Source organism: Mesorhizobium sp. M0029 (assembly GCF_040323735.1).
In the GTDB taxonomy this organism is placed as follows: domain Bacteria; phylum Pseudomonadota; class Alphaproteobacteria; order Rhizobiales; family Rhizobiaceae; genus Mesorhizobium.
In genome coordinates this window covers 118248-137778 of record NZ_JAMYVF010000011.1, presented here as the reverse complement: position 1 = coordinate 137778, position 19531 = coordinate 118248, and the positions used below count along the sequence as shown (strand labels likewise).

Below are 19531 nucleotides of genomic sequence, written 5' to 3'. Positions count from 1 at the left end.
GGTGCCGCCGCTCAAAAAACACCAAAAGGGTGGAATAACAAAGTGGAACAACAACGATAACAGGAGGAATGCCAAATGAAGATTGCCAGACTTTTCATCGCCGGACTTGCGCTTGCGGGCCTGACCGCTGCTTCCAGTGCCGGAACGCTCGACGAGATCACCAAGCGCGGCGAACTGCGCGTCGCGGTACAGACGCAAGGACCTCCCTTCTCGCTGGTCGGCGCGGCCGGCGAGCGCACCGGCAGTTCGGTCGAACTCGCCGAGCTGATGGCCAAGGAGATGGGCGTCAAGATCACCTTCCTCGACTATGACTGGGATGGGCTGATCCCGGCGCTGCTTTCGGGCAAGGCCGACCTGCTGGTCGCCGACATGACGCCGACGCTGGCGCGCGGCATGAAGGTCGCCTTCACCACGCCCTACATGTATACGGGCAGCACGGTCTTCACCAAGGCCGACAGCAAGTTCAAGACCACCGAGGACTGCAAGGCCAAGGGCACCAAGATCGCCGTGCTGTTGGGCGCCACCGGCGAAAAGGAAGCCAAGAACGCCTTCCCGGATGCCGACATCAAGAGCTACAAGGGCGGCGGCCCGCTGCTGCTCGACGCCGTCAACAACGGCCAGGCCGATTGCGGCGTCAACGACGTCTCGGCGGTCAAGGGTCAGTCGACAGCCTATCCCGCCGGCACCTTCACCATCATGCCGGACCTGTTGTCGAAGGAGCCGCTTGCCTTCGCCACCCGCTACGACGAGCCGGACCTGTTGATCTGGATGAACCTGTTCCTCAACCAGGTCAGCATCGACGGCCGCCTGCAGAAGAACCTTGACTACTGGGTCAATTCCGACGCCTGGAAGAAGGATCACTAAGCAGAGGTAAGCAGGGAATAGTGAGTAGGAAGTGGTGAATGGTGAATGGCCATTCCGGACGCCCTTCACTACTCACTACTCACTACTGCCCATTCACCATTCACAATTCACCGCCATGCTCGAAAATTTCAGCTTCCGCACCATCATCGAATATCTGCCTTTGTTCGGGCAGGGTCTGATCACGACCGTATGGCTGTCGGCGCTGTCCTTTGCCGGCGCGCTGGCCGTCGGCATCGTGCTCGCCGCCATGAACCTGCAGCGCGGCCAGCTGTTTCGCGTGCTGGCCAAGGGCTATATCGATGCCGTGCGCGCCACGCCGTTGCTGGCGCAGCTCTACTTCCTCTATTTCGGCCTGCCGCGTCTCGGCTTCGTCCTGCCCGAGCTCGTCGTCGGCATCATCGCTTTGTCGCTGAACAGCGGCGCCTATGTCGCGGAAATCATCCGCGCCGGCATCCTGTCGATCCCGCGCGGCCAGGTCGAGGCCGGCGTCGCCTCGGGAATGACCTATGTCCAGCGCATGCGCCTGGTCATCCTGCCGCAAGCCTTCAAGGTGACGATCCCGCCGCTGCTCGGCCAGGCGATCGTGCTGGTCAAGGATTCCGCGCTTTTGTCGCTGATCTCGGTTTCCGAACTGACGCGCGCCGGCCAGTTGCTGGCGTCCGACCGCTTCATGCCGGCGGAAGGCTTTCTCACCATCGCCGCCTTCTATCTGCTGCTCTATTACTGCCTCAAAGGACTGGCGGGGCTGTCCAGTCGGTGGCTCGGTCTGCAGCCGGCAAGGAGCAGCACATGATCTGGCAACAGCTGCAAAGCCTGGCCGGCAGCTACCCCCTCGCCTTGCGCGGCCTTGGCATGACCGTGATGCTGTCGGCGATCAGCCTGGTGCTGGGCACGCTGCTTGGCTTCGGCCTCGGCATATTGCGCACCGGCGGCAACCGGCTGATCTCGAGCGTGATCGGGGCCTGGGTCGACCTGATCCGCGGCACGCCGTTCCTGGTGCAGATCTTTCTGATCTTCTTCATCCTGCCGGAATTCGGCATCGAGCTCGATGCCTTCACCGCCGGCATCATCGCGCTCACCAACCTCGCCGCGTGCTTCATCTGCGAGATCGTCGCCGCCGGCATCCGCTCGGTGCCGACCGGCCAGGTTGAGGCAGCTCTGGCGTCTGGCCTGTCGCGCTGGCAACGCATGCGCCAGGTGGTGCTGCCGCAGGCGATGCGCATCGTGCTGCCGCCGCTGGTCGGGCAATATGTACTCTTGATCAAGGATTCCTCCGTCGTCTCGGCGATCGGGCTGACCGACCTCACCCGCGTCGGCTGGCTTGTGGTGCAGCGTGTGCCCAACGGCCTGCTGGTCTTCTTCCTGGTCGGCGTCGGCTATTTCGTCGTCTGCTATCCGCTGATCATGCTCGCCCGCCGGTTGGAGCGACGCATGGGCGCGGCGCATGGCGAGGTGCAGCTGTGACATCGAACCCCAAAGGGCTGACCGCCATGACCAATCCGAGCCCGACCAAACCAAACCTGACCAAAACGGGCATGATCGACTTTCGCGGCGTCAACAAATGGTTCGGCTCGCTCAATGTGCTGAAGGACATCACGCTCAGCGTCGAGCCGCGCGAAGTGGTCGTCGTCTGCGGCCCAAGTGGTTCGGGCAAGTCGACGCTGATCCGCTGCATCAACGGCCTGGAAGCGATCAAGGATGGCGACCTCGTCGTCGACGGCCAGCGCCTCGGCGACCCCGCCACCAACATGACGCAGTTGCGCACCGAGATCGGCTTCGTCTTCCAGTCGTTCAACCTCTACCCGCACAAGACGGCGCTGGAAAACGTCACGCTGGCGCCGATCCATGTGCGCAAGATCCCCCGCGCCGAGGCCGAGCAGGCCGGGCGCGACTTGCTGGCCAAGGTCGGCCTCGCTGACAAGGTCAATGCATACCCGTCACAGTTGTCCGGCGGCCAGCAGCAGCGTGTGGCCATCGCGCGCTGCCTCGGCATGCGGCCCAAGATCATGCTGTTCGACGAGCCGACCTCCGCGCTCGATCCCGAGATGATCTCCGAAGTGCTCGACGTCATGGTCGCGGTGGCCGAGGAAGGCATGACCATGATGGTGGTGACGCACGAAATGGGCTTTGCCCGCAAGGTGGCGCAGCGCGTGGTGTTCATGGACGCGGGCGCCATCGTCGAAAGCGGCACGCCGGAGGCGTTTTTCTCCGACCCGAAGACCGACCGCAGCCGGGCTTTTCTAAGCAAGATTCTAAGGCATTAGAGTTTAGCCAAAGCCGGTCGTCCGAAAGGCCGCGGGGCAGGAACTGTCGACGCACAGCGCCAAAAAAACGAGCCGCCGGTAGAGTGGATCGGCTACGTTTAGGTCTCCGGCTACGCCTCTGGGAACTTCCACGTGCCGTCCAGAACCTTCGCGCGTGGTCGATAGAGCCGTACCATCCAGTTCCAGCCGGGCCACCATCGGCTGTACGGTCAAGCCACCGGCGCCGCGCCGCGCCGCTCGAGCGCTGTCCTGCGGATGATTTCCGCGATTTCCGGGCTGCTGCTGCACAGCATCTGGAAATCCGCCGCGTGCAGCGACAGGAGTGAGACAGAAGTTGCGGCAGTGACGGTCGCCATACGCGGTTCGCCGCTGATCAGCGCCATCTCGCCGAAGAAGGCGCCAGGGCCAAGCTCCACCGGGTTCGGCGTCGCGACGCTGACGCGGCCCTCCACGACGAAGAACATCCGATCGCCGGTCTCGCCGCTGCGGCAGATCACGGCGCCCGCCGGCACCGTGCGGGGTCTTAACGCGCGCACGATCTCGACCAGCGTGGCCGGGCCAAGCTTCTGAAACAACGGAACGCCGGCAATCAATTGCCAATTGCGGACAAAATCCTCGCGACGGACTTCTTGATAAAAGCCGGAGGCAAGAATGCCGGCCCAGAGCCCGAAGATGCCGATGCCACACATCATGACAGCCCCGGCAAGGACGCGGCCGGCGAAGCTTTGCGGAATGTCGTCGCCATAGCCGGTAGTGGACAGCGTGACCACCGCCCACCACATTGTCTCGGGGATGCTGCCGAACTTTTCCGGTTGGACGTCGCGCTCGATGACATAGGCCGCGAGTGCGACACCGAACAGAACCAGGCCGAAGACCGTGGTGACGCCGACCAGGTTGCGCGCTTCGTTGGCCAGAACCCTGCCAAGCAGCGGGAAGAAGGTCGAGTCGCGCAGCGGCTTCAGCAGCCAGACAGCACAGTAGAGGCTCCGGTCGGGCGTGCCGTCGAGCAGAAATGCGGCGACTGGAACCAAAACCGCGAGCACATCGATCGCGATTGCCGGCGTCCTGTCCCTGAGGTCTCCCGCCCAGCGCTTGAGCAGGGTCTCGGCCATCTGCAGAAGATAGGCGGCCCAAATGACAGCGAGCACAGCAGCCAGAGCCAGTCTGCTTCGTCCGGACATGTTCGGCATCGTGAGCGCAGCCACCGCCAGAAGCCCAGGCGCAGCGAGCACCGCATTTAGCGGTGCGTAGATTCTCAGGAAAGGCAGTACCGACATTCTATCCCACCAGCGGCCACTGTGCTCCAGAATAGAGGCCTTCCGGGCAAGCGCAAAGGGTGCTTTGCGATCGCAAGATCAGGTCACGCCAATGGCTTTCGGGCGCCGCTATCGGCGCTCCACGGTCGCACCGCAGGCGACGGATCAGCTCGGGAGCCGCCACATTCGCACGCGACCCGCACCGCGCAATTCCGTTTCATCGAGTGGGTCGCAAGCAAATTTCGGTCCAAGCAGTTGGTAAGTTGCATCGGAAATACGGATTTCATCGGGCTCCGCGGACGTTTGAATACGTGAGGCGAGATTAACGGTCTCACCCCACAGGTCATAGGCGAACCGCCTCTTGCCTATGACGCCGGCGACGATCGGTCCTGAGTGAATTCCAATTCTCAGCCTTATCGGTTCTCCTGCGAAGCGTTCCCGCTTGACCGCTTTGCGCAGCTCAATCGCATAGCGCGTGAGGGCCTTTGCATGATCGGATCGCGCCGTGGGCAGGCCGGCGACCACCATCACACAATCGCCAATTGTTTTGATCTTTTCGCAGCCGTATCGCTCAGAGAGCCGATCCGCCGCCTTGAAGAAGTAGTTTAAAATAGCGAGCGTCGTCACCGCTCCGACGCTGCGCGCTCGTTCCGTAAAACCGACGATGTCGGCAAAAAGCACACTCACCTCTGCGTGGTTGTCGGCAATTTTCTTTTGCGCTTTCAATCGCTCCGCGATCGAGGCCGGGAGAATGTTGAGGAGCAGGTTTTCGGCGCGCTGATATTCACGCGCCAATCCCTCCTGGCTCTTCCTCAACGCCTCGTTCGTCGATTGCAATTTTTCGTTGAGTTGACGCTCCCTCTCTTGCAGGAGCGTCATTTCATAGGCCTTCTGTTGAAGCCGCTGCCTGTTGTCTCGTTCGGCAGTGGCGTCCAGAAAAAGCAGCCACACGCACGCATTGTCAGCAAAAAAATGAAGGTCGGCGACACGCCCGCCGGGCAGTTCGATCATGTCCATGCGAAACGGAAGCTCCGGGCAAGGCAGCAAACCTTCCATGAATTCAAGCTGCCCCGCAACAGGCTTGCCGATGCGAAGCGATGACAGCCCGTAATGTTCAACATTACCGCCCTTGGCAGCTATGCAAAGCTCAGCGTCGATTTTCAGATAAGCGACAGCGTGCCCGTCGAAGAAGAAATTGAAAAACCAATTTCTGACTTCTTTTGGCAATTCATGCATGGTCTATTTGGTGACCATCAAGGCAAGTTGACGAAAGGCGTCATCGACCTGCTCGCCCGAAAGCGCACTTGTTAGATAGATTTGCCATCCACGTTGCCTCAACTCGTTGATCTCACCATCCGATATCGCCCACCGATCGGCCAGATCGGACTTGTTGAACAGCAATACGAACGGCATGGCGCCGAATTCGGCCTCGACCCGTTCGCGCAGCGTGAGTGCCACGGCAAGAGTAGCGGCGCGGGTTCCATCGACGACTAGCACGAGCCCGGTTGCACCTCGAACATAGCTGACGCGGAATGAGCCGATATCGTCCTCGCCGGCCAAATCCCACAAAATCAGATCCACGGTTTTGTCCGGGAGCGCGACGCTTTTCTTGTCGATTTTCACTCCGACGGTGGTCAAGTAGGTTTCTGAGAAGATGCTCTGCACAAACCTGCGGACCAGACTCGTCTTTCCGACGGCGAAGCCGCCCAGCATGCAGATCTTTTTTTGCAACATGTTGGGCTCCGCTAGTCCAGGTTTACCGTAATCGAAACCCGGCGATTGGTGGAGCTACCGGTTAGACTGTTTTCAGGTACAGCCGGCTCAAAAGTGCCCGCGCCCCGAACCAGCAGCAGTTCGGGAGCAACGCCGCGCTTGTTGAGAAGCGCACGAACTGTCTCGGCGCGGGCGGCGCTGATCGACGCGTTGGCCGTCTCACGGCCCGTGGTGTCCGAATGCCCGGTCAACATGAACCGCGCCGTTACGCCGGAATTGCGGGCACTCTGGGCGAATTCCTTTATTTGATCCGCCAACCTGTCGAGAACCGGCGTCTGCTCCGGTCCCGGCACAACCTTGCCGGAAGAGAAGAAAATATCGGTCGTCTGGATCGCCTGCCGCAAATGATTAAGTTCTGCAAGGTTCAGCTCACGCAGCTGCGAGACATCCAGAACCACTCCGTCCGCCGAAAGTTGTTCAGCGGCGGCCCGCGCGCGGTTGATCCAGCCGGCAGGAGCCTCACCCACGGCCACGATGCGACCCTGGATGATCGAGAGCTGAACGGTTTTCGGCGGGGACAGCGCCGCCGTCAGCCGCTTCACCACAAACTTCGGATCAAGACTCTGATAGAATTGCCACTGTGCATGAACGCGGGCAGGATCAACGTCCGTTCCGGAGAGCAGGGCTTGCGGGTCGGCGGCAAGCGGGTCTCTCAAGCCGGAAATGTAGAAATGTCCGCCCCTCGCGCTTTGTTGGGCGACGATGATTCCCGATTGGGCCTCAAGTCGCGACACATAATACTGCCAGTGCTCCGCCGCGCGTGCTTCGGGGCTCACGTCACGAACCTTGGAGATGTCGAATTCGGGTCCGCCTGCCGAAAGCTGCCGGGCCGCTGCGCGCGCGCGATCGATCCAGGTGTCGGGAGCCTCACCCTCGGCAACGATGCGATCATCGACGATCGAAAGTCGTACTGTATCCGGCGGATACAGTGACGCCGTCAGCCGCTTCAGCACGAACTCCGGCTCAAGGCTCTGATAGAACTGCCACTGCGCATGAACCCGGGCGGGATCGACCTCTGTTCCCGACAACAGCGACTGCGGATCGGCGCCAAGCGGGTCTCGCAGGCCGGCGATATAGAATTGGCCGTCGCTTATCTTTTGGTCTGCAACGATGATGCCCGGCTGGGTCTCCAGTCGCGACACATAGGCGTGCCAGCGCTCCGCCTCGCGCACTTGGGGACTTACGTCACGAACCCCCGAGATATCGAAGACCGGCCCGCCTGCCGAAAGCTGCTGGGCCGCCGCGCGCGCCCGGCTGATCCAGGTGTCGGGAGCCTCACCCTCGGCGACGATGCGGCCATCGACAATCGAAAGTCGCACTGAATCCGGCGGAGCCAGCGACGCCGTCAGCCGCTTCAGCACGAACTCCGGCTCAAGGCTCTGATAAAATTGCCATTGCGGATGAACCCCGGCCGGATCGACTCCCGTGCCTGACAACAGCGACTGCGGGTCGACGGCAAGCGGGTCCCTCAGGCCGGCAATATAGAACTGGCCATCGCGTACCTGCTGTTCGGCAACGATGATGCCCGGCTGGGCCTCCACTCGCGACACGTAAGCCTGCCAGCGCGACACGTAAGCCTGCCAGCGCTGCGCTGATTGCCAGGAAAGAAAGTACCAACCGCCTGCCAGACTCAAGAGCAACAGGGCAACGGCCGCCACCAGCCACGGAAATCCGTCGTTTGATTCCTCTTGCTTGAGCTCGACGCAGGTCTGCAACTGCGCCTCTACGGAGGCCAGCTGCGAACCGTCGCCGTCGAACTGCTCTAAAGCCTCTGAGGATTGCTCATGGATGCGAAGCAACACATCGCGAACGATTTCATGCAATTCCTCCGGCGGATTTCCCCGGATCACCGAAACCAGTGTCGCAAACGGTCCAACTTCCGACCAGAGACGAAGCTCGCCGAAACGGATTGTGTCCAGGCCGCTCTGCTCTTTCTCGTTAAATGAGTCTTTTACAAAATCCTGAATCGCACTGAGCATCGAAGAAATGAGCTGAGGATCTTCGCTCGTCGCATTGTCGGCAGTTACATGCGCTATCAAAAGGCCGGAATTCCGATGAATGAGAAAGGCATGTTCCACACGGTAGACAAGGGAATGCTTCAGAACAACTGCCGAGAAGCTTGCCCCTGTTCTCCAGGCTTCAAGTCTCCACTTGAGCCCGTGCCAGGTGAATATGTGCCTTAGAGTTTCATTCAGCGACTGAAAGGTCTGGTCGATCTTTTCGCCGATCGACTTGCGAATTGCCGGCAGAAACACCGGGTACAATATGTCCGTCAGCGTGCGCGGGCTCTTCTGGATCGACCGTTGCACGGCCCGTTCGACAGCTGGCGCAAGCGCCTCGCCGAGTTGCGCGTAAGGCGCTCGTCCGGCAGCACTGGGAAGAACGTCGCCCACGGCCGCCGCAAGCTGCTCGGGTTCGTCGAGCAGATGCGTGACGCGTGAAAGCTCGGAGATTTCGCGGCTGACCAGCAACTGCCGCAGCGTTTCCATGCGCGGATCGGCGGTTGGAACCGCCTCGAACTGCGCACGGTAGTCCGGATCAACGTTCCGGGCAATTTCGATCAAAAGACGAGCCAGAGCCTCGCGATCAATCTCTGTATCGTTCGAGGCTGTTCTTTGCGGAAGGTTGAATGGGTCGACGGTGGACGTCAAGGTCCCATCAACTCACTTTCCAGCTGCGGTCCGAGTTGCTCTTGCTCCCGACGGGATCCTGATTGAGACACTTTGCAACCTCGACAAACAGGCCAGCCAAAAGATTTCGGTCGGTCTTGACGTTGCTGAGGTCTGCAAACATCTTCTCTATCAGCATCTGAACGCCTTCATTCTTCTGCTTGATTTCCTCACGCAGCAAATGATCGTTTCGATTTATCCGGTCCGAAACGTCGCGCTCGAGCGCGCTCAACTGATCCGACAACGTGCGCACCTGCTTTTCAAGAGCCTGGTTTTGCTCGCGAAGATTCCGGTCGATCTCCTTGTCGGCATCGGCTCGTGAATCTTTTTCGCTCCGCAATTGCCCTGCAAGCGAATCGATCTGCTTCTTTGCATTCGACTCGTACATTTCGAGATTGCGCTTGGCCTCGGACTCGACATCCTTGAAGCGCTGCAACACCCGTTCTTCAAGCTTGGAAAAACGGCGGTCATAGTCCTGCATCTGGTTGCCGAACAGCAGGTCACGGATCTTGTCGACACCGACGGCGTCGCCGGCGGTTCCGTTTTCGCGAGCCTGAACTCCCATGAAGTTCAGCCCGTTTCCTTCTGTGTTACCTATCAGATTTACGTCCGCCTTCTTTTCTGAAGAAGCGGAATTCGAAGATTCCTTAGCCATCCATATACCCCCATTGAACACATGCCGTCAGGTAAGCATGTCAGCAATCGGGCCGCAAGCCGGATTCGTCTTGACTTATGCCTATTCATGGGGCAGCCGAGCGCGATGGCTAACGGCCCGGCAATGGCAATCAGGGGCGATGCCCTCTTAAAGGCGCGGAGCGTGCGGACGGTTCCGGGTATCCAAAAAGCGGCCTTCAGTCGAACGTCGCCAGCGGCTCGGCATTGATCTCGACCCACTCACAGCGCCGGCTTTCGTGGTAAAAAGACTGAAATGGCGGCGGGAACGACGGGTCGGCGAAGGCGCCGACGGGAATGGCGATCACACCGGGCTGCGTGTCGATGCGATAGTGGACGGCGGCGCCGCACTCCGGGCAGAAATTGTAGATGACGCGGCCGCCCTCGTCGCCGGTGCGCGTGAACTGCTTCGCCCGTCCCTCGATCGATACATCAGCTTGCGCAAACCGGACATTGTAGCTGAAGGCGCTGCCGGTGCGGCGCTTGCAGTCGAGGCAATGACAGACCGAGATGCGCACCGGCTCGCCCGAACAGACGGCTGAAAGCTGGCCGCAGAGACATTGCGCGCGGCGCGAGACCATAGTTTCTCCCTCCCCTTCACATCACTGCGTATCGGCGCTGGCCCTCAGTTCCGTCCGCTTCTGTTCCGAAACCATGGCCAGATCCAGCACCTTCTGCAGTTCGGCGGCATGGTGGAATGAAGGCTCGGCCTGCACGCCGCTGCGAACCGCATCGACGAAGCGCTGGTAATTGGTCGGCACCGTGCCGGCGTCGAGCACCTGCCATTTGGCGTTCTCGATATCCTCGCCGACACACGCCTTCAGTTCCGAACCCTCGAGATTGTGCACGACTTCGATGCCGCCCTTGTCGCCATAGATGCGCAGGCGCAATTCGTTGATGTGGCCGGTCGCCCAGCGGCTGGCGTGAACGACGCCAAAGGCGCCGTTGGAGAAATCCAGCGTCATGGCGAAGCTGTCATTGGCGTCGAGGTCGTATTCGCCGATGCGGTTGCCTGGCGCCTTGTCGAAGGTGCGCAGCCGGCAAAACACGTGGTCGATGTCGAGTGCGGCGCCATAGCTGGCGAAATCGAGGATGTGGATGCCGACATCGCCGAGCACGCCGTTGGAGCCGTGGTCACGCGACAGCCGCCACAGCCATTTCGGGTCGGTGCGCCAGTCGCCCCAGAATTTCGACACCAGCCAGCTCTGCAAATAGGAGGACTCGACGTGGCGGACGGTGCCGATCTCGCCGGCCAGCACCATCTGTCGCGCCTTCTGCAAGGCAGCGACATTGCGATAGGTGAGGTTGACCATGTTGACGATGCCGGCTGCCTCAGCCGCGTTGGCCATCTCGCTTGCCTTGCCGAAGTCTTCGGCCAGCGGCTTTTCGCACAGCACCGGCTTGCCGGCCGCGATCAACGCCATGGTGGTCGGGTGGTGAATGCGGTCCGGCGTGACGTTGGCGACCGCATCGAACTCGCCCCACGCCAGCGCGTCTTCCAGCGATGTGAATCGCTTCGATATCTTGAACCCGTCGGCGAATTCGCCCACGCGCTTTTCATCGACGTCGACAGCACCGACGATCTCGACGCCGTCGACGCCGCCGAAACGGCGGGCATGCTCCTGCGCCATCCAGCCGGTACCCAGTATCAAAAGCCGCATTCTCTGCACTCCGAGCGAATTGGTTCGATTCAATCATATGGCGCAGATACGGTCTAGGAAACCCATGCGGAAAGCCGCTACGCCTTTTTTCCTGGACTTTGCTTTAGCGGTAGCCGGCCTCGCCCGAAACGTGCAGCTTGCCGCCGCGCTCGACGATCGGCTCCAGCGCCTTTTCGACCGGCACGTTCGGCGCCTCAAGGATCGCCGACTTGGTGCCCTGCGGATTGTGCGCCCACTTAACCGCATTGCGCAGCACCTTGTGCACATTGGCGTCGTGATAGGTCGGATAGGTCTCGTGGCCCGGGCGGAAGTAGAAGACATTGCCGGCGCCGCGGCGATAGGTCAGTCCAGAACGGAACACCTCGCCGCCCTGGAACCAGGAGATGAAGACGGTCTCCAGCGGTTCGGGCACGGCGAACTGCTCGCCATACATTTCTTCATTCTCGAGCTCGAAATATTCGCCGACGCCTTCGGCGATCGGATGGCTGGGACTGGTCGCCCAGAGCCGCTCGCGCTCACCCGCCTCGCGCCATTTCAGCGTGCAGGGCGTGCCCATCAGCCGCTTGAAGATTTTCGAGAAATGGCCGGAATGGAGAACGATCAGCCCCATGCCTTCAAAGACCCGGCGGGCGACGCGCTCGACGATCTCGTCGGCGACGGCGCCATGGTCCTTGTGGCCCCACCAGACCAGCACGTCGGTCTCGGCCAAGCGCGCCTCGGGCAGGCCATGCTCGGGCTGTTCGAGCGTGGCGGTCGAGGCGGAGATCGCCTCGTCGGCATTCAGCGCCTTGGCGATGGTCGTGTGCATGCCCTCGGGATAGAGGGCTGCGACCACCTCATTGGTCCGCTCATGGATGTTCTCGCCCCAAACGACAGCGCGTATTGTCATGATGTCCTCGTGGTGAAGCCGACCCGCAGGGGTCAGTCATAATCTGCCTGGGGGTCAAAAGGGAATAGGCAGTGGGGAATAGGCAATAGGGGCAGAAAAACAAGGAAAGGCGATGGACGCTCCTGGGCCCTACTGCCTACTGCCTACTGCCTACTGCCTTACGCTCCCCGGCCTTCCTGAGCGACCCGCGTCAGCGGCTTGGTCAGGCGCGGCACGACGACGAGGCGCTTGATCTTGCCTTTCTTGTAGGCGGCAAGGAAGCGGGCGTAGTCCTTGAAGACGACGCAGCCATTGGACTCCGCACGGCCGCCGCGCAGCATGTAGGTGTGGGCGAGCAGGCCGTCGCGACCGTACTTGTTGCCGCCGCTGACGGGAGTGAGACGGAGCGCCTCGACGCCATGGAAGCGGGATTCTCGAAGACGCAGATCATAGGTGTTGGGCGGCGTCGGGCCGACATTCTTCTTGTGCACGAAGCGCGGCTGGTCGACCATCGAACCCAGCCCCGAATGGGCCTCCAGCCGCGAGCCGTCCGGCATATAGACGGTCTTGGCCGAGATATCGTACACGGCGACGCCGCCGCCCATTCCGGGCGTGGCGAACAGATCCTTGAAGGCGCGACCGACACCGCCCGCCGGGACGTCCGGCTTGGCATAGGCCAGCATCTCGCCGGCCTGTGTCTTCGACCGTTTGCCAGGCTTGATCCGGCTTGATCGGATGCTCTGGCTGTCTGGCACGCCAGGCAGTGCGGCGACCTCCGAAGTACTGCGTGGCGAGCGCGGCGACGAATTGCCCGGCGACTGGGGTGCGGGGCTCTCGGGCGTCCTGTCGGTCTGTGGCTTGGCTGCCCTGGGCTTGCTGGCTTGCCGAGCCTCGGCAGGCTGAGCGGTTTCGGCGCGTGGACGCCAACCGGGCAACGCAATGTTGTCGGGCAGATCGTCCTGCGGCGGCAGCGAAGCGACCTGAACCTCGGCCTGCTCAGGATCCTGCCCTCCGGCGATTGCTTCAACGGCCGGCGGCGGGGCCAGCATGTCAGCGTCTTCCGGCAAGCTGTTGGCCAGCGCCAGCGCCAGGCGCGACGAGCGTTCGATCTCAGCCACTTCCGGCCCAAAGCGTTCCGAGGCCGGGCCATGCTGATCGGGCAGCCGGACTTCGGCGAAACGGGCAGCGACCGGAAGGCTGGCAAGCATGAAGGGCGCATTCGAGGCCTTGGCGAAGGCGGCAGCCAGCTTTTGCGGCGACAGCCCTGCCTTGGCCACCACGCCGTCGAAGCGCATGCCGCGCGAAGTGGCGAGAGCGACGCTGGTGTTTGGCGCAATGTTTGAGGCGACACTGCTCGGGGCCACAGCGTGCGTGGCCGGCTTCAGCCGCGCCATCTTGCCGTCATGCGCGAAGTTCGCGGCGGCATGCGCGCAGCCGGCGTCGCATTGGCTGAGCAGCGAGGCCTGTGATTTTTGCGCCGAAAGCCGCGGCGCCCACGAATTGGCGAGGCTGCGGCGCGAATCGGCAAGTGCTGCGTTCGGCAGAAGCAGACTGTGCGGAAGGCTGTTGGAGGCTGCGGTGAGGGAGGCGCCGAGCGAATAGAGGCCGGCCATGGTTGCCACGGACCACAGCGCCAAGGCCGCGCCGACAACCGGCACCACCACCCAGCGCTGGCCGGATCTCATCGAAGTCAAACCCCGTTCAGGAGTGTCGCCCCGGTCTTTCAAACGCAAAAACGCCATACAACCACTCTCAATCGGCATGCAGGCTTGCGACCCTCGCATCCGTGACATCCACAGTTCGCTGGTGCCCCCTGCACCTTTCGCGTCTGTTGCCGATTGAATCAAAAGATGGACAAAGTTGGTTAACCAATCCCTCCATCAGCCACCGATTATGCGGCGCCTGATACGAAAAAAAGAGCACTCCATGGTCTGCGCCACGGTAGAATGCTCTCCCTCACCCCCGCCTTGCTGCCCGTTTTTGCGATCCAAGTCAAGGAAACGCTGCGTCAGCCTGCTGCAAGCCTGTGCTGATTGCCCGCTGATCGGCCTTCTCAATCAGTTGACCTTCCGGTGGCTGGAAGGTCTATCTGCTCAGAGACGGAGACCTCCGGCGACGGAATTTACCGATGAGAACCGGCATCACGACCGAAGAATCCGACTGCAGGTCGAACCCCTGCTGCGGCTGGCTGAGCACGGATGGATGGGGCAAGGACATGGCGCCGTGAGATGGACTGTGAAAGCGGCGCTGCTGTGGCTGGTCTGTGCCCTTAGGATGGGCGCCTCCGTCGGCAGCGGACCGATCGTCACGGCCCGCCAGGCGTCGATGAAGGAGATGGCGGCGGCTGCGAAAACCATTGCCGGCATGTTCGACCGCAGGCAAGCCTATGACGCGGCAGCCTTCAAGGCGGCAGCGGACACGCTGCGCGCGCGCACCGGCCCTGCCCTGATTGCCGAATTTCCGAGCGGCTCGCTTGGACCGCCTTCGCAGGCCAGGCTGGAGATCGATCAGTCACGGGCCGAATTCGAGGCCCTGGCAAATCATATCGGAACGCTGGCCGACGCTCTGGCCGCCAAGGCCGAAAGCGCGCCGGCCGTCATCACCGATGACATGCGCATGGGCACCGGCCTGGCGATGGGCGGCGGCAGCCTGCTCGGCAAGCGCTCGATTCCAGAGGAAGCCGATCCGACCAAACTGCCGGCGGAGCATATCCTGCATCTCATCCTGCAGGATTGCTCGACCTGTCATTCGAAATTCCGGCAAAAGGTACAGTGAAGCGACATTATCCGGCGGAGCATTTTCTTGCTGGCCTGCGCCACAGTCACTTTGCATACAAGTAAATTCGTTTGTGCTAATATATCGCCGGTCGTGCATATCCATGCATGACGAGCATCGGGAGGATGCAATGAAAACCATGAATCGCAGGTCTGCAATTGCCCTCGGTCTGACGACCGCCGCGGTAGCGCCTTTGTTCACCTTGGCGGCATCGGCAAAAATCAAGAAATACGGCCCGAAAGAGGGCAAGGAGATTGCGCCCGGTGTCAGGGTGGTGGAGGTCGGCACCGGCAATGCAGACATTCCCGCCTACAAGAGCATCGCAATTATCGACGTTGTGTTTCAGCCCGGAGCACATGCTCCTCAAACCGTGATGGACAACGACATGGTGTGCACCATTACCTCAGGTGCATTCACGATCAAGAAAGCGGACAAGGAATTCAAGCTCAAGACGGGTGATATGTACACCTGCTCCAAGGGCAAGACCGACGAAGCGACGAATACAAGCAAGGAGGTCGGCGTGCATCGCATCGCCATATTGATACCCGCATAGCAGATCGAATTCCGGCCGGACCACGCCGTCGCGAGTCCGGCCGGCCAGACGAGGCGATCTCATTCCGTCGTCAGCGCGGCCATCTCACGCCAGCCACTCCCTGATCGCCGGGCGGGCGGGAACGGCGCGCATGCGGTCTTCGGCGCTATGGCTTTGTTGGGCATTATCTTTTGGGGAAGCTGGCTTGGTTTTAAAACCATCGGCTAGGTCGAATGGCTGATCAATCAGCGCATCCACGTGGCCATACGGAGATCGAAACCCGCAGGAGTTTTGCCGGCCACCAGGCGGTGTTCGAGGCGATCGAGCGCCACGAGCCGGAGCAGCCGGCCAGGCGATGCGCGCCGGCGGGCTGCCTTCAATCATACAGCGCGATCCGGTCGTCGGTAACCAGGACGACCGAATTTCGGCCTTCAGCGGCTGGTTGCGCTCAGGGGGCGGGCTTCGACGGGTTTGAAGCGACCAGCGATCCGAGTTTGCCGGCTTTGGCCAGACTCGGCTTTTCGTAAGTTTTCTTCACAGAATCCCTCCTCTAATGGCATCAATTTCCTCTGCCAGGCCTGTTTTGTCAAATCTGGCAGCAGTCCGTCACAGGTCCCGGCGGCAATTCGTGCCCTTACGCCGGCTCGCGCTTGAGCGCCTGCGCCATGCAGTGAATGCCGCCGCCGGTCTTGGAAATCTCGCTCATGTCGACGGCAGCAACCTCGAAGCCGCGCGCTTTGAGCTGGCCGATCAGCGACTGGCTCGACGTCGGCGCGATCACCCTGTCCTTGCCAAGCGACATGAAGTTGCAGCCGAGCGCCATCGTGTCCTGGAACGGCACGTCGATGATCTCGTGGCCCTTGCCCTTCAGCCAGTCGACGATGCCGGGCTCGGTGCAGGCGAGACACACCGCGGTGAGTTTTTCGGCGATCGGCACCACCATCAGGTCGATATGGACGTAATATTCGTCGATGAAGGCGAGGCGCGTTTCCCAGCCTTCCTTTTCGAACCAGTCCTGCACCTGACGGGCGCCCTCTTCCTGCGTGCGGGCGCCGCCGCAGCCGATCAGCACCACGCCCTCCTCGATGACGTTGAAGTCGCCGCCTTCGAAGGTGCCAGCCGTGACCATGTCGTAGATGGGGATGCCGAGCTTTTCATAGGTGCGGATGGCGGCATAGTTCTCGCCGCGCCGCCACCAATTGGCCATGGCGGTGATGAAGGCGCCGTAGGGCGTCATGACGCTGGAGTCTCTGGAATAGACCTGCATCGGCAGTTCCGGCGTCGGCTCGTGCCAGTGGATGTTGACGCCGAAATGCTCATAGGCGGCGACGAGGTCCTTGTGCTGCGCCTGGGCGATCTGAACGTTGCAGGGCGCTTCGCGCAAATGCTTGCGCGAGAGCGAGCTGGTCGAGAGGTGGCGCAGGAAGTTTGGCGAGCCGAGCAACACGTCTGTCAGCACGTCGGTCTCGTTGGCAAAGCCCCATGATGTCAGCGGCTTGGTGCCGCCGGCGGGATTGCGGCGCTGCAGCGAGAACGGTTCGGCGATGATGCGATCATGGACGGTCATAAGGTTCTCCTCGATTTGACTATGCAGCTTGATTGATTGGCTGCTCGGAATCCACCAATCGCGTCCGCGCGCGGTGGTGACATATTCCGGCCAGCGGAAATTGATCGGAAGGTCATAGTCGCAAAGCGGCGCGATCCAGTTGGAGCCACCAATGCCGCCGCCGGTGCGGGTGACGAATTCGTCCATGGCTGCATCACGCGCGGACTTGTCCTCGAGCAGGCGGAGGGCTGCAAGCGCAACCGTCTTGGCGGCGCAAATGACCATCGGGTCGATGGTGGCCGAGATACCGCCCAGCGCGTTCATCGCCCAGGATGGATAGGCATGGCCATTCGCCGAGCGCAGCGCCGGGCGGGCGACATAGAAGCGTGCGGTCGGCGTGTGCCACGACATGTCGGTGTAGTCGTCGGAGGTCGAGTTGATCTGCGACGGAGGCAAATCGCGGCGCAGGATTGCCTCGGCCTCTTGCGGCGCAACCAGCCGCTCCATCTCGTCGATGAAAGGGTTGTCGGTCGCGGTGCCGCCGGCATTGACCTGGACCTCGCGACCGATCGCTTTCGCCGCCTCGTCCCAGCTTGGAGCGCCAACGGTGGACAGCGCCTCATAGGCAATCCCCGCCATGGCGTGATTGGCGAGGCCCGGCCTCGACTTCGACACCCAATGGCGCTCATAGCGACAACCGCTGATCGCCGCGGCCGCGGCCGCATTACGGTCGAGCACCGCGGTGACCTGCTCTGCCATGGCAATGGTCGGCACGCGGATCATGTACTGGATCTCGGCCAGCCCCGCCGGCAGATTGTCGGCGGTCGCCTGCCCGGCGGTGAGGATCGCCTCGCTGATCGACCAGCCGCCCTGGTGAGGCAGCATGGAATCGCGCAGCGCCTTGGAGGTCATGTACATCGTCATCAGCGCGTCATTGGCGCCGGGCGCCCGCACCGCCGAATGCGCCTGCGGGATCGGCGCGCCATCGCTTGCGCGAACCCAGTTTTCGGGTTCGTCGCAGACAAAACGGTAGATCATCGCGTAGGCGGCGCCGCAATGCGTGTCCCAGCGCGCCGTGTTGCAGAGCGGCAGCATATAGAAGGGGTGGAAGGAGATCATACCGGCAAGGCCGTCATAGTAGCCCTTGGCCGCATGGATCGGCTTCGAGCCCCTGACCTTCTCGGCCGGCTCGCCGGTGAAGCGCAGCGTCCCCTCGATGCCGTGGCGTTGCATTGCCGCCTTGGCGGCGAGAAGTCCGCCGAGGCCGGCAATGCCGAGCCCGGAATGCGGATCGGTGTGGCCGCCGGCCTCGACGCCAAGGCCCGGCCGCGATCGCTTCACCGTTGCCGCGTCCTGGCAGTTGCCGGGCACGGCGTCGTATTCGCCGTACATGCCGATGGTCGGCCCCGGGCCATTCGTCCAGTGGGCGCAAAAGGCGGTCGGCATGCCGGCCGACCCTTCCTCGACCGAAAAGCCCTCATGCTTCAGCCGCGCGACATACCAGGCCGCCGACTGGTATTCGCGCCAGGCTGTTTCGCCGAAATCGAAAATGGTGCGCGTCCACGCCGACAGCGACGGCTGGATGCTATCGAGACAGGCAAGCGCGGTGGCTTGCGCCGAGGTCGTCACCGGTTTCTCCATGCGGCCCAAGAAAGCAGTGAAGCGGCATTGCAAAAAGTGATATGTTTTTCCGGTTCATGCAAATTCGGTTCACCTGAGGCCTCTTGCGAATACCTTCCACACAGGCGCTGCGCGCCCTCGACAGTTTTGACCGTCACGGCAGCGTCTGGCGCGCCGCCGACGAACTGCACCTCACCCGCAGCGCCGTCAGCCATCAGTTGCGGCTCCTCGAACGCGACCTCGGCTTCGACCTGCTGGAGCGCATCGGCAAGGGCGTGGCGCTGACACCGCGCGGCCAGCGCTATGCCGCCGATGTGAGGAAGGCGCTGACCGTGCTTGGCGATGCGGTAACGCGCCAGGCCGGCACCGGCGTCGGCGGTTCGTTCGCCGTTTCCTGCACGCCGGGCTTCGCCTCTCTGTTTTTATGCACCCACATCGGCGAGTTCCGGCAGATGTATCCGGATGTGGCGCTGTCGATCCTGACACCGCGGCGGCTGGACGATGTCAGCAATCCGGACGCCGATGCCTTCATTGCCTTCGGCGTGGGCAACTGGCCGAACCGCTCGGTGGAGTTGCTGTGCGAAATCTCGTTCACGCCACTTTGCAGCCCGACACTGCTCAACAAGGTCGGCGGCTTTTCAAAACCGGCCGATGTGCTGCGCGCCAATCTCCTGCATCTCGGCGACACCGAGGACTGGGCGCGCTGGCTGGCGCTGTCCAAGGTGGAAAACCCCGACACCGAAGGCGGCATCTTCTTCTCGGACATGAACCTCGTTTTTTCCGCGGCGATCGCCGGCCAGGGCATCGCCATGGGCGACGAGCTGACCAGCCGCCGGGCGCTGAGCGAAGGCCGTCTGGTGCGCCCCTTCGACATCGCGATCCCCTCGCCGCGCTCGTATTTCCTGGTGTCGGAACATGCCAAGGCCAGCCACCCGGTGCTGGAAGCGTTCAATGGGTGGTTGAGGTCGAAGCTGTCGGAGAACCGGATCAGCCCGTACTAGCCTCCCATCCGTGAATCAAATTTGCCGATC

Annotated in this window: 18 protein-coding genes and 1 pseudogene; 7 read left to right on the top strand and 12 right to left on the bottom strand. The window is 61.9% G+C overall.

All coding sequences use genetic code 11. The features are described 5' to 3' along the window. The first annotated feature begins 75 nt into the window (after positions 1-75). From NKJ76_RS19355 to NKJ76_RS19340, 4 genes are all read left to right on the top strand, one after another. The gene (locus NKJ76_RS19355) at positions 76-864 is read left to right on the top strand and encodes an ABC transporter substrate-binding protein (RefSeq protein WP_352538127.1); all 789 of its coding nucleotides are present in this window, start codon (positions 76-78) and stop codon (positions 862-864) included. 115 nt (positions 865-979) lie between these two features. Beyond that, a complete protein-coding gene (locus NKJ76_RS19350) occupies positions 980-1657 on the top strand; it encodes an amino acid ABC transporter permease (RefSeq protein WP_352538126.1) in 678 nt (225 codons plus the stop codon). After that, positions 1654-2328 (top strand): amino acid ABC transporter permease, encoded by a 675-nt coding sequence (locus NKJ76_RS19345; protein ID WP_023684787.1) that lies wholly within the window; start codon positions 1654-1656, stop codon positions 2326-2328. The genes NKJ76_RS19350 and NKJ76_RS19345 overlap by 4 nt, the downstream gene beginning before the upstream one ends. 71 nt (positions 2329-2399) lie before the next feature. Continuing rightward, a complete protein-coding gene (locus NKJ76_RS19340; RefSeq protein ID WP_023670319.1) occupies positions 2400-3128 on the top strand; it encodes an amino acid ABC transporter ATP-binding protein in 729 nt (242 codons plus the stop codon). 209 nt (positions 3129-3337) lie between these two features. Here the strand turns inward: NKJ76_RS19340 and NKJ76_RS19335 are convergent, their stop codons facing one another. From NKJ76_RS19335 to NKJ76_RS19295, 9 genes are all read right to left on the bottom strand, one after another. Further along, positions 3338-4405 carry a cyclic nucleotide-gated potassium channel gene (locus NKJ76_RS19335; protein ID WP_023684786.1) on the bottom strand — a complete coding sequence of 356 codons (1068 nt, stop codon included), beginning with the start codon at positions 4403-4405 and terminating at the stop codon, positions 3338-3340. Between the two features lie 144 nt (positions 4406-4549). Next, positions 4550-5620, bottom strand: coding sequence for an adenylate/guanylate cyclase domain-containing protein (locus NKJ76_RS19330; protein ID WP_352538125.1), 1071 nt, complete (start codon positions 5618-5620; stop codon positions 4550-4552). 3 nt (positions 5621-5623) lie between these two features. Continuing rightward, a complete protein-coding gene (locus tag NKJ76_RS19325) occupies positions 5624-6118 on the bottom strand; it encodes a Rab family GTPase (protein WP_023670316.1) in 495 nt (164 codons plus the stop codon). An 11-nt stretch (positions 6119-6129) separates the two neighbouring features. Beyond that, complete coding sequence (locus tag NKJ76_RS19320) at positions 6130-8808, bottom strand: OmpA family protein (RefSeq protein ID WP_031204239.1); 2679 nt, start codon at positions 8806-8808, stop codon at positions 6130-6132. Between the two features lie 7 nt (positions 8809-8815). After that, positions 8816-9481, bottom strand: a complete 666-nt coding sequence (locus NKJ76_RS19315; protein ID WP_023670314.1) for a hypothetical protein — start codon at positions 9479-9481, stop codon at positions 8816-8818. 196 nt (positions 9482-9677) lie between these two features. Further along, positions 9678-10079: a GFA family protein gene (locus NKJ76_RS19310; RefSeq protein WP_023689042.1), complete on the bottom strand. Its 402-nt coding sequence runs from the start codon at positions 10077-10079 to the stop codon at positions 9678-9680. 21 nt (positions 10080-10100) lie between these two features. After that, positions 10101-11159, bottom strand: coding sequence for a Gfo/Idh/MocA family protein (locus NKJ76_RS19305; protein ID WP_023738663.1), 1059 nt, complete (start codon positions 11157-11159; stop codon positions 10101-10103). A 103-nt stretch (positions 11160-11262) separates the two neighbouring features. Then, complete coding sequence (locus NKJ76_RS19300) at positions 11263-12048, bottom strand: ThuA domain-containing protein (protein ID WP_023738662.1); 786 nt, start codon at positions 12046-12048, stop codon at positions 11263-11265. A 158-nt stretch (positions 12049-12206) separates the two neighbouring features. Continuing rightward, positions 12207-13712, bottom strand: coding sequence for a DUF2778 domain-containing protein (locus tag NKJ76_RS19295; protein ID WP_352538124.1), 1506 nt, complete (start codon positions 13710-13712; stop codon positions 12207-12209). A 538-nt stretch (positions 13713-14250) separates the two neighbouring features. On the opposite strand from NKJ76_RS19295, the gene NKJ76_RS19290 reads away from it, so the two are divergent. Both NKJ76_RS19290 and NKJ76_RS19285 read left to right on the top strand, forming a co-directional pair. Next, entirely contained in the window at positions 14251-14802 is a 552-nt protein-coding gene (locus NKJ76_RS19290) for a cytochrome c (RefSeq protein ID WP_352538123.1), read from the top strand. Positions 14803-14932: 130 nt separating this feature from the next. Beyond that, complete coding sequence (locus NKJ76_RS19285; RefSeq protein WP_023705211.1) at positions 14933-15355, top strand: hypothetical protein; 423 nt, start codon at positions 14933-14935, stop codon at positions 15353-15355. Between the two features lie 84 nt (positions 15356-15439). Here the strand turns inward: NKJ76_RS19285 and NKJ76_RS19280 are convergent, their stop codons facing one another. From NKJ76_RS19280 to NKJ76_RS19270, 3 genes and pseudogenes are all read right to left on the bottom strand, one after another. Next, positions 15440-15592: a hypothetical protein gene (locus tag NKJ76_RS19280; RefSeq protein WP_352538122.1), complete on the bottom strand. Its 153-nt coding sequence runs from the start codon at positions 15590-15592 to the stop codon at positions 15440-15442. A 376-nt stretch (positions 15593-15968) separates the two neighbouring features. Continuing rightward, the gene (locus NKJ76_RS19275; RefSeq protein ID WP_023711883.1) at positions 15969-16901 is read right to left on the bottom strand and encodes a dimethylarginine dimethylaminohydrolase family protein; all 933 of its coding nucleotides are present in this window, start codon (positions 16899-16901) and stop codon (positions 15969-15971) included. Positions 16902-16940: 39 nt separating this feature from the next. Then, a pseudogene (locus NKJ76_RS19270) lies at positions 16941-18521 on the bottom strand (zinc-binding metallopeptidase family protein); the annotation flags it as partial. Between the two features lie 83 nt (positions 18522-18604). Between NKJ76_RS19270 and NKJ76_RS19265 the strand changes: the two are divergent. Then, entirely contained in the window at positions 18605-19501 is an 897-nt protein-coding gene (locus tag NKJ76_RS19265) for a LysR substrate-binding domain-containing protein (RefSeq protein WP_352538121.1), read from the top strand. The last annotated feature ends 30 nt before the right edge of the window (positions 19502-19531 follow it).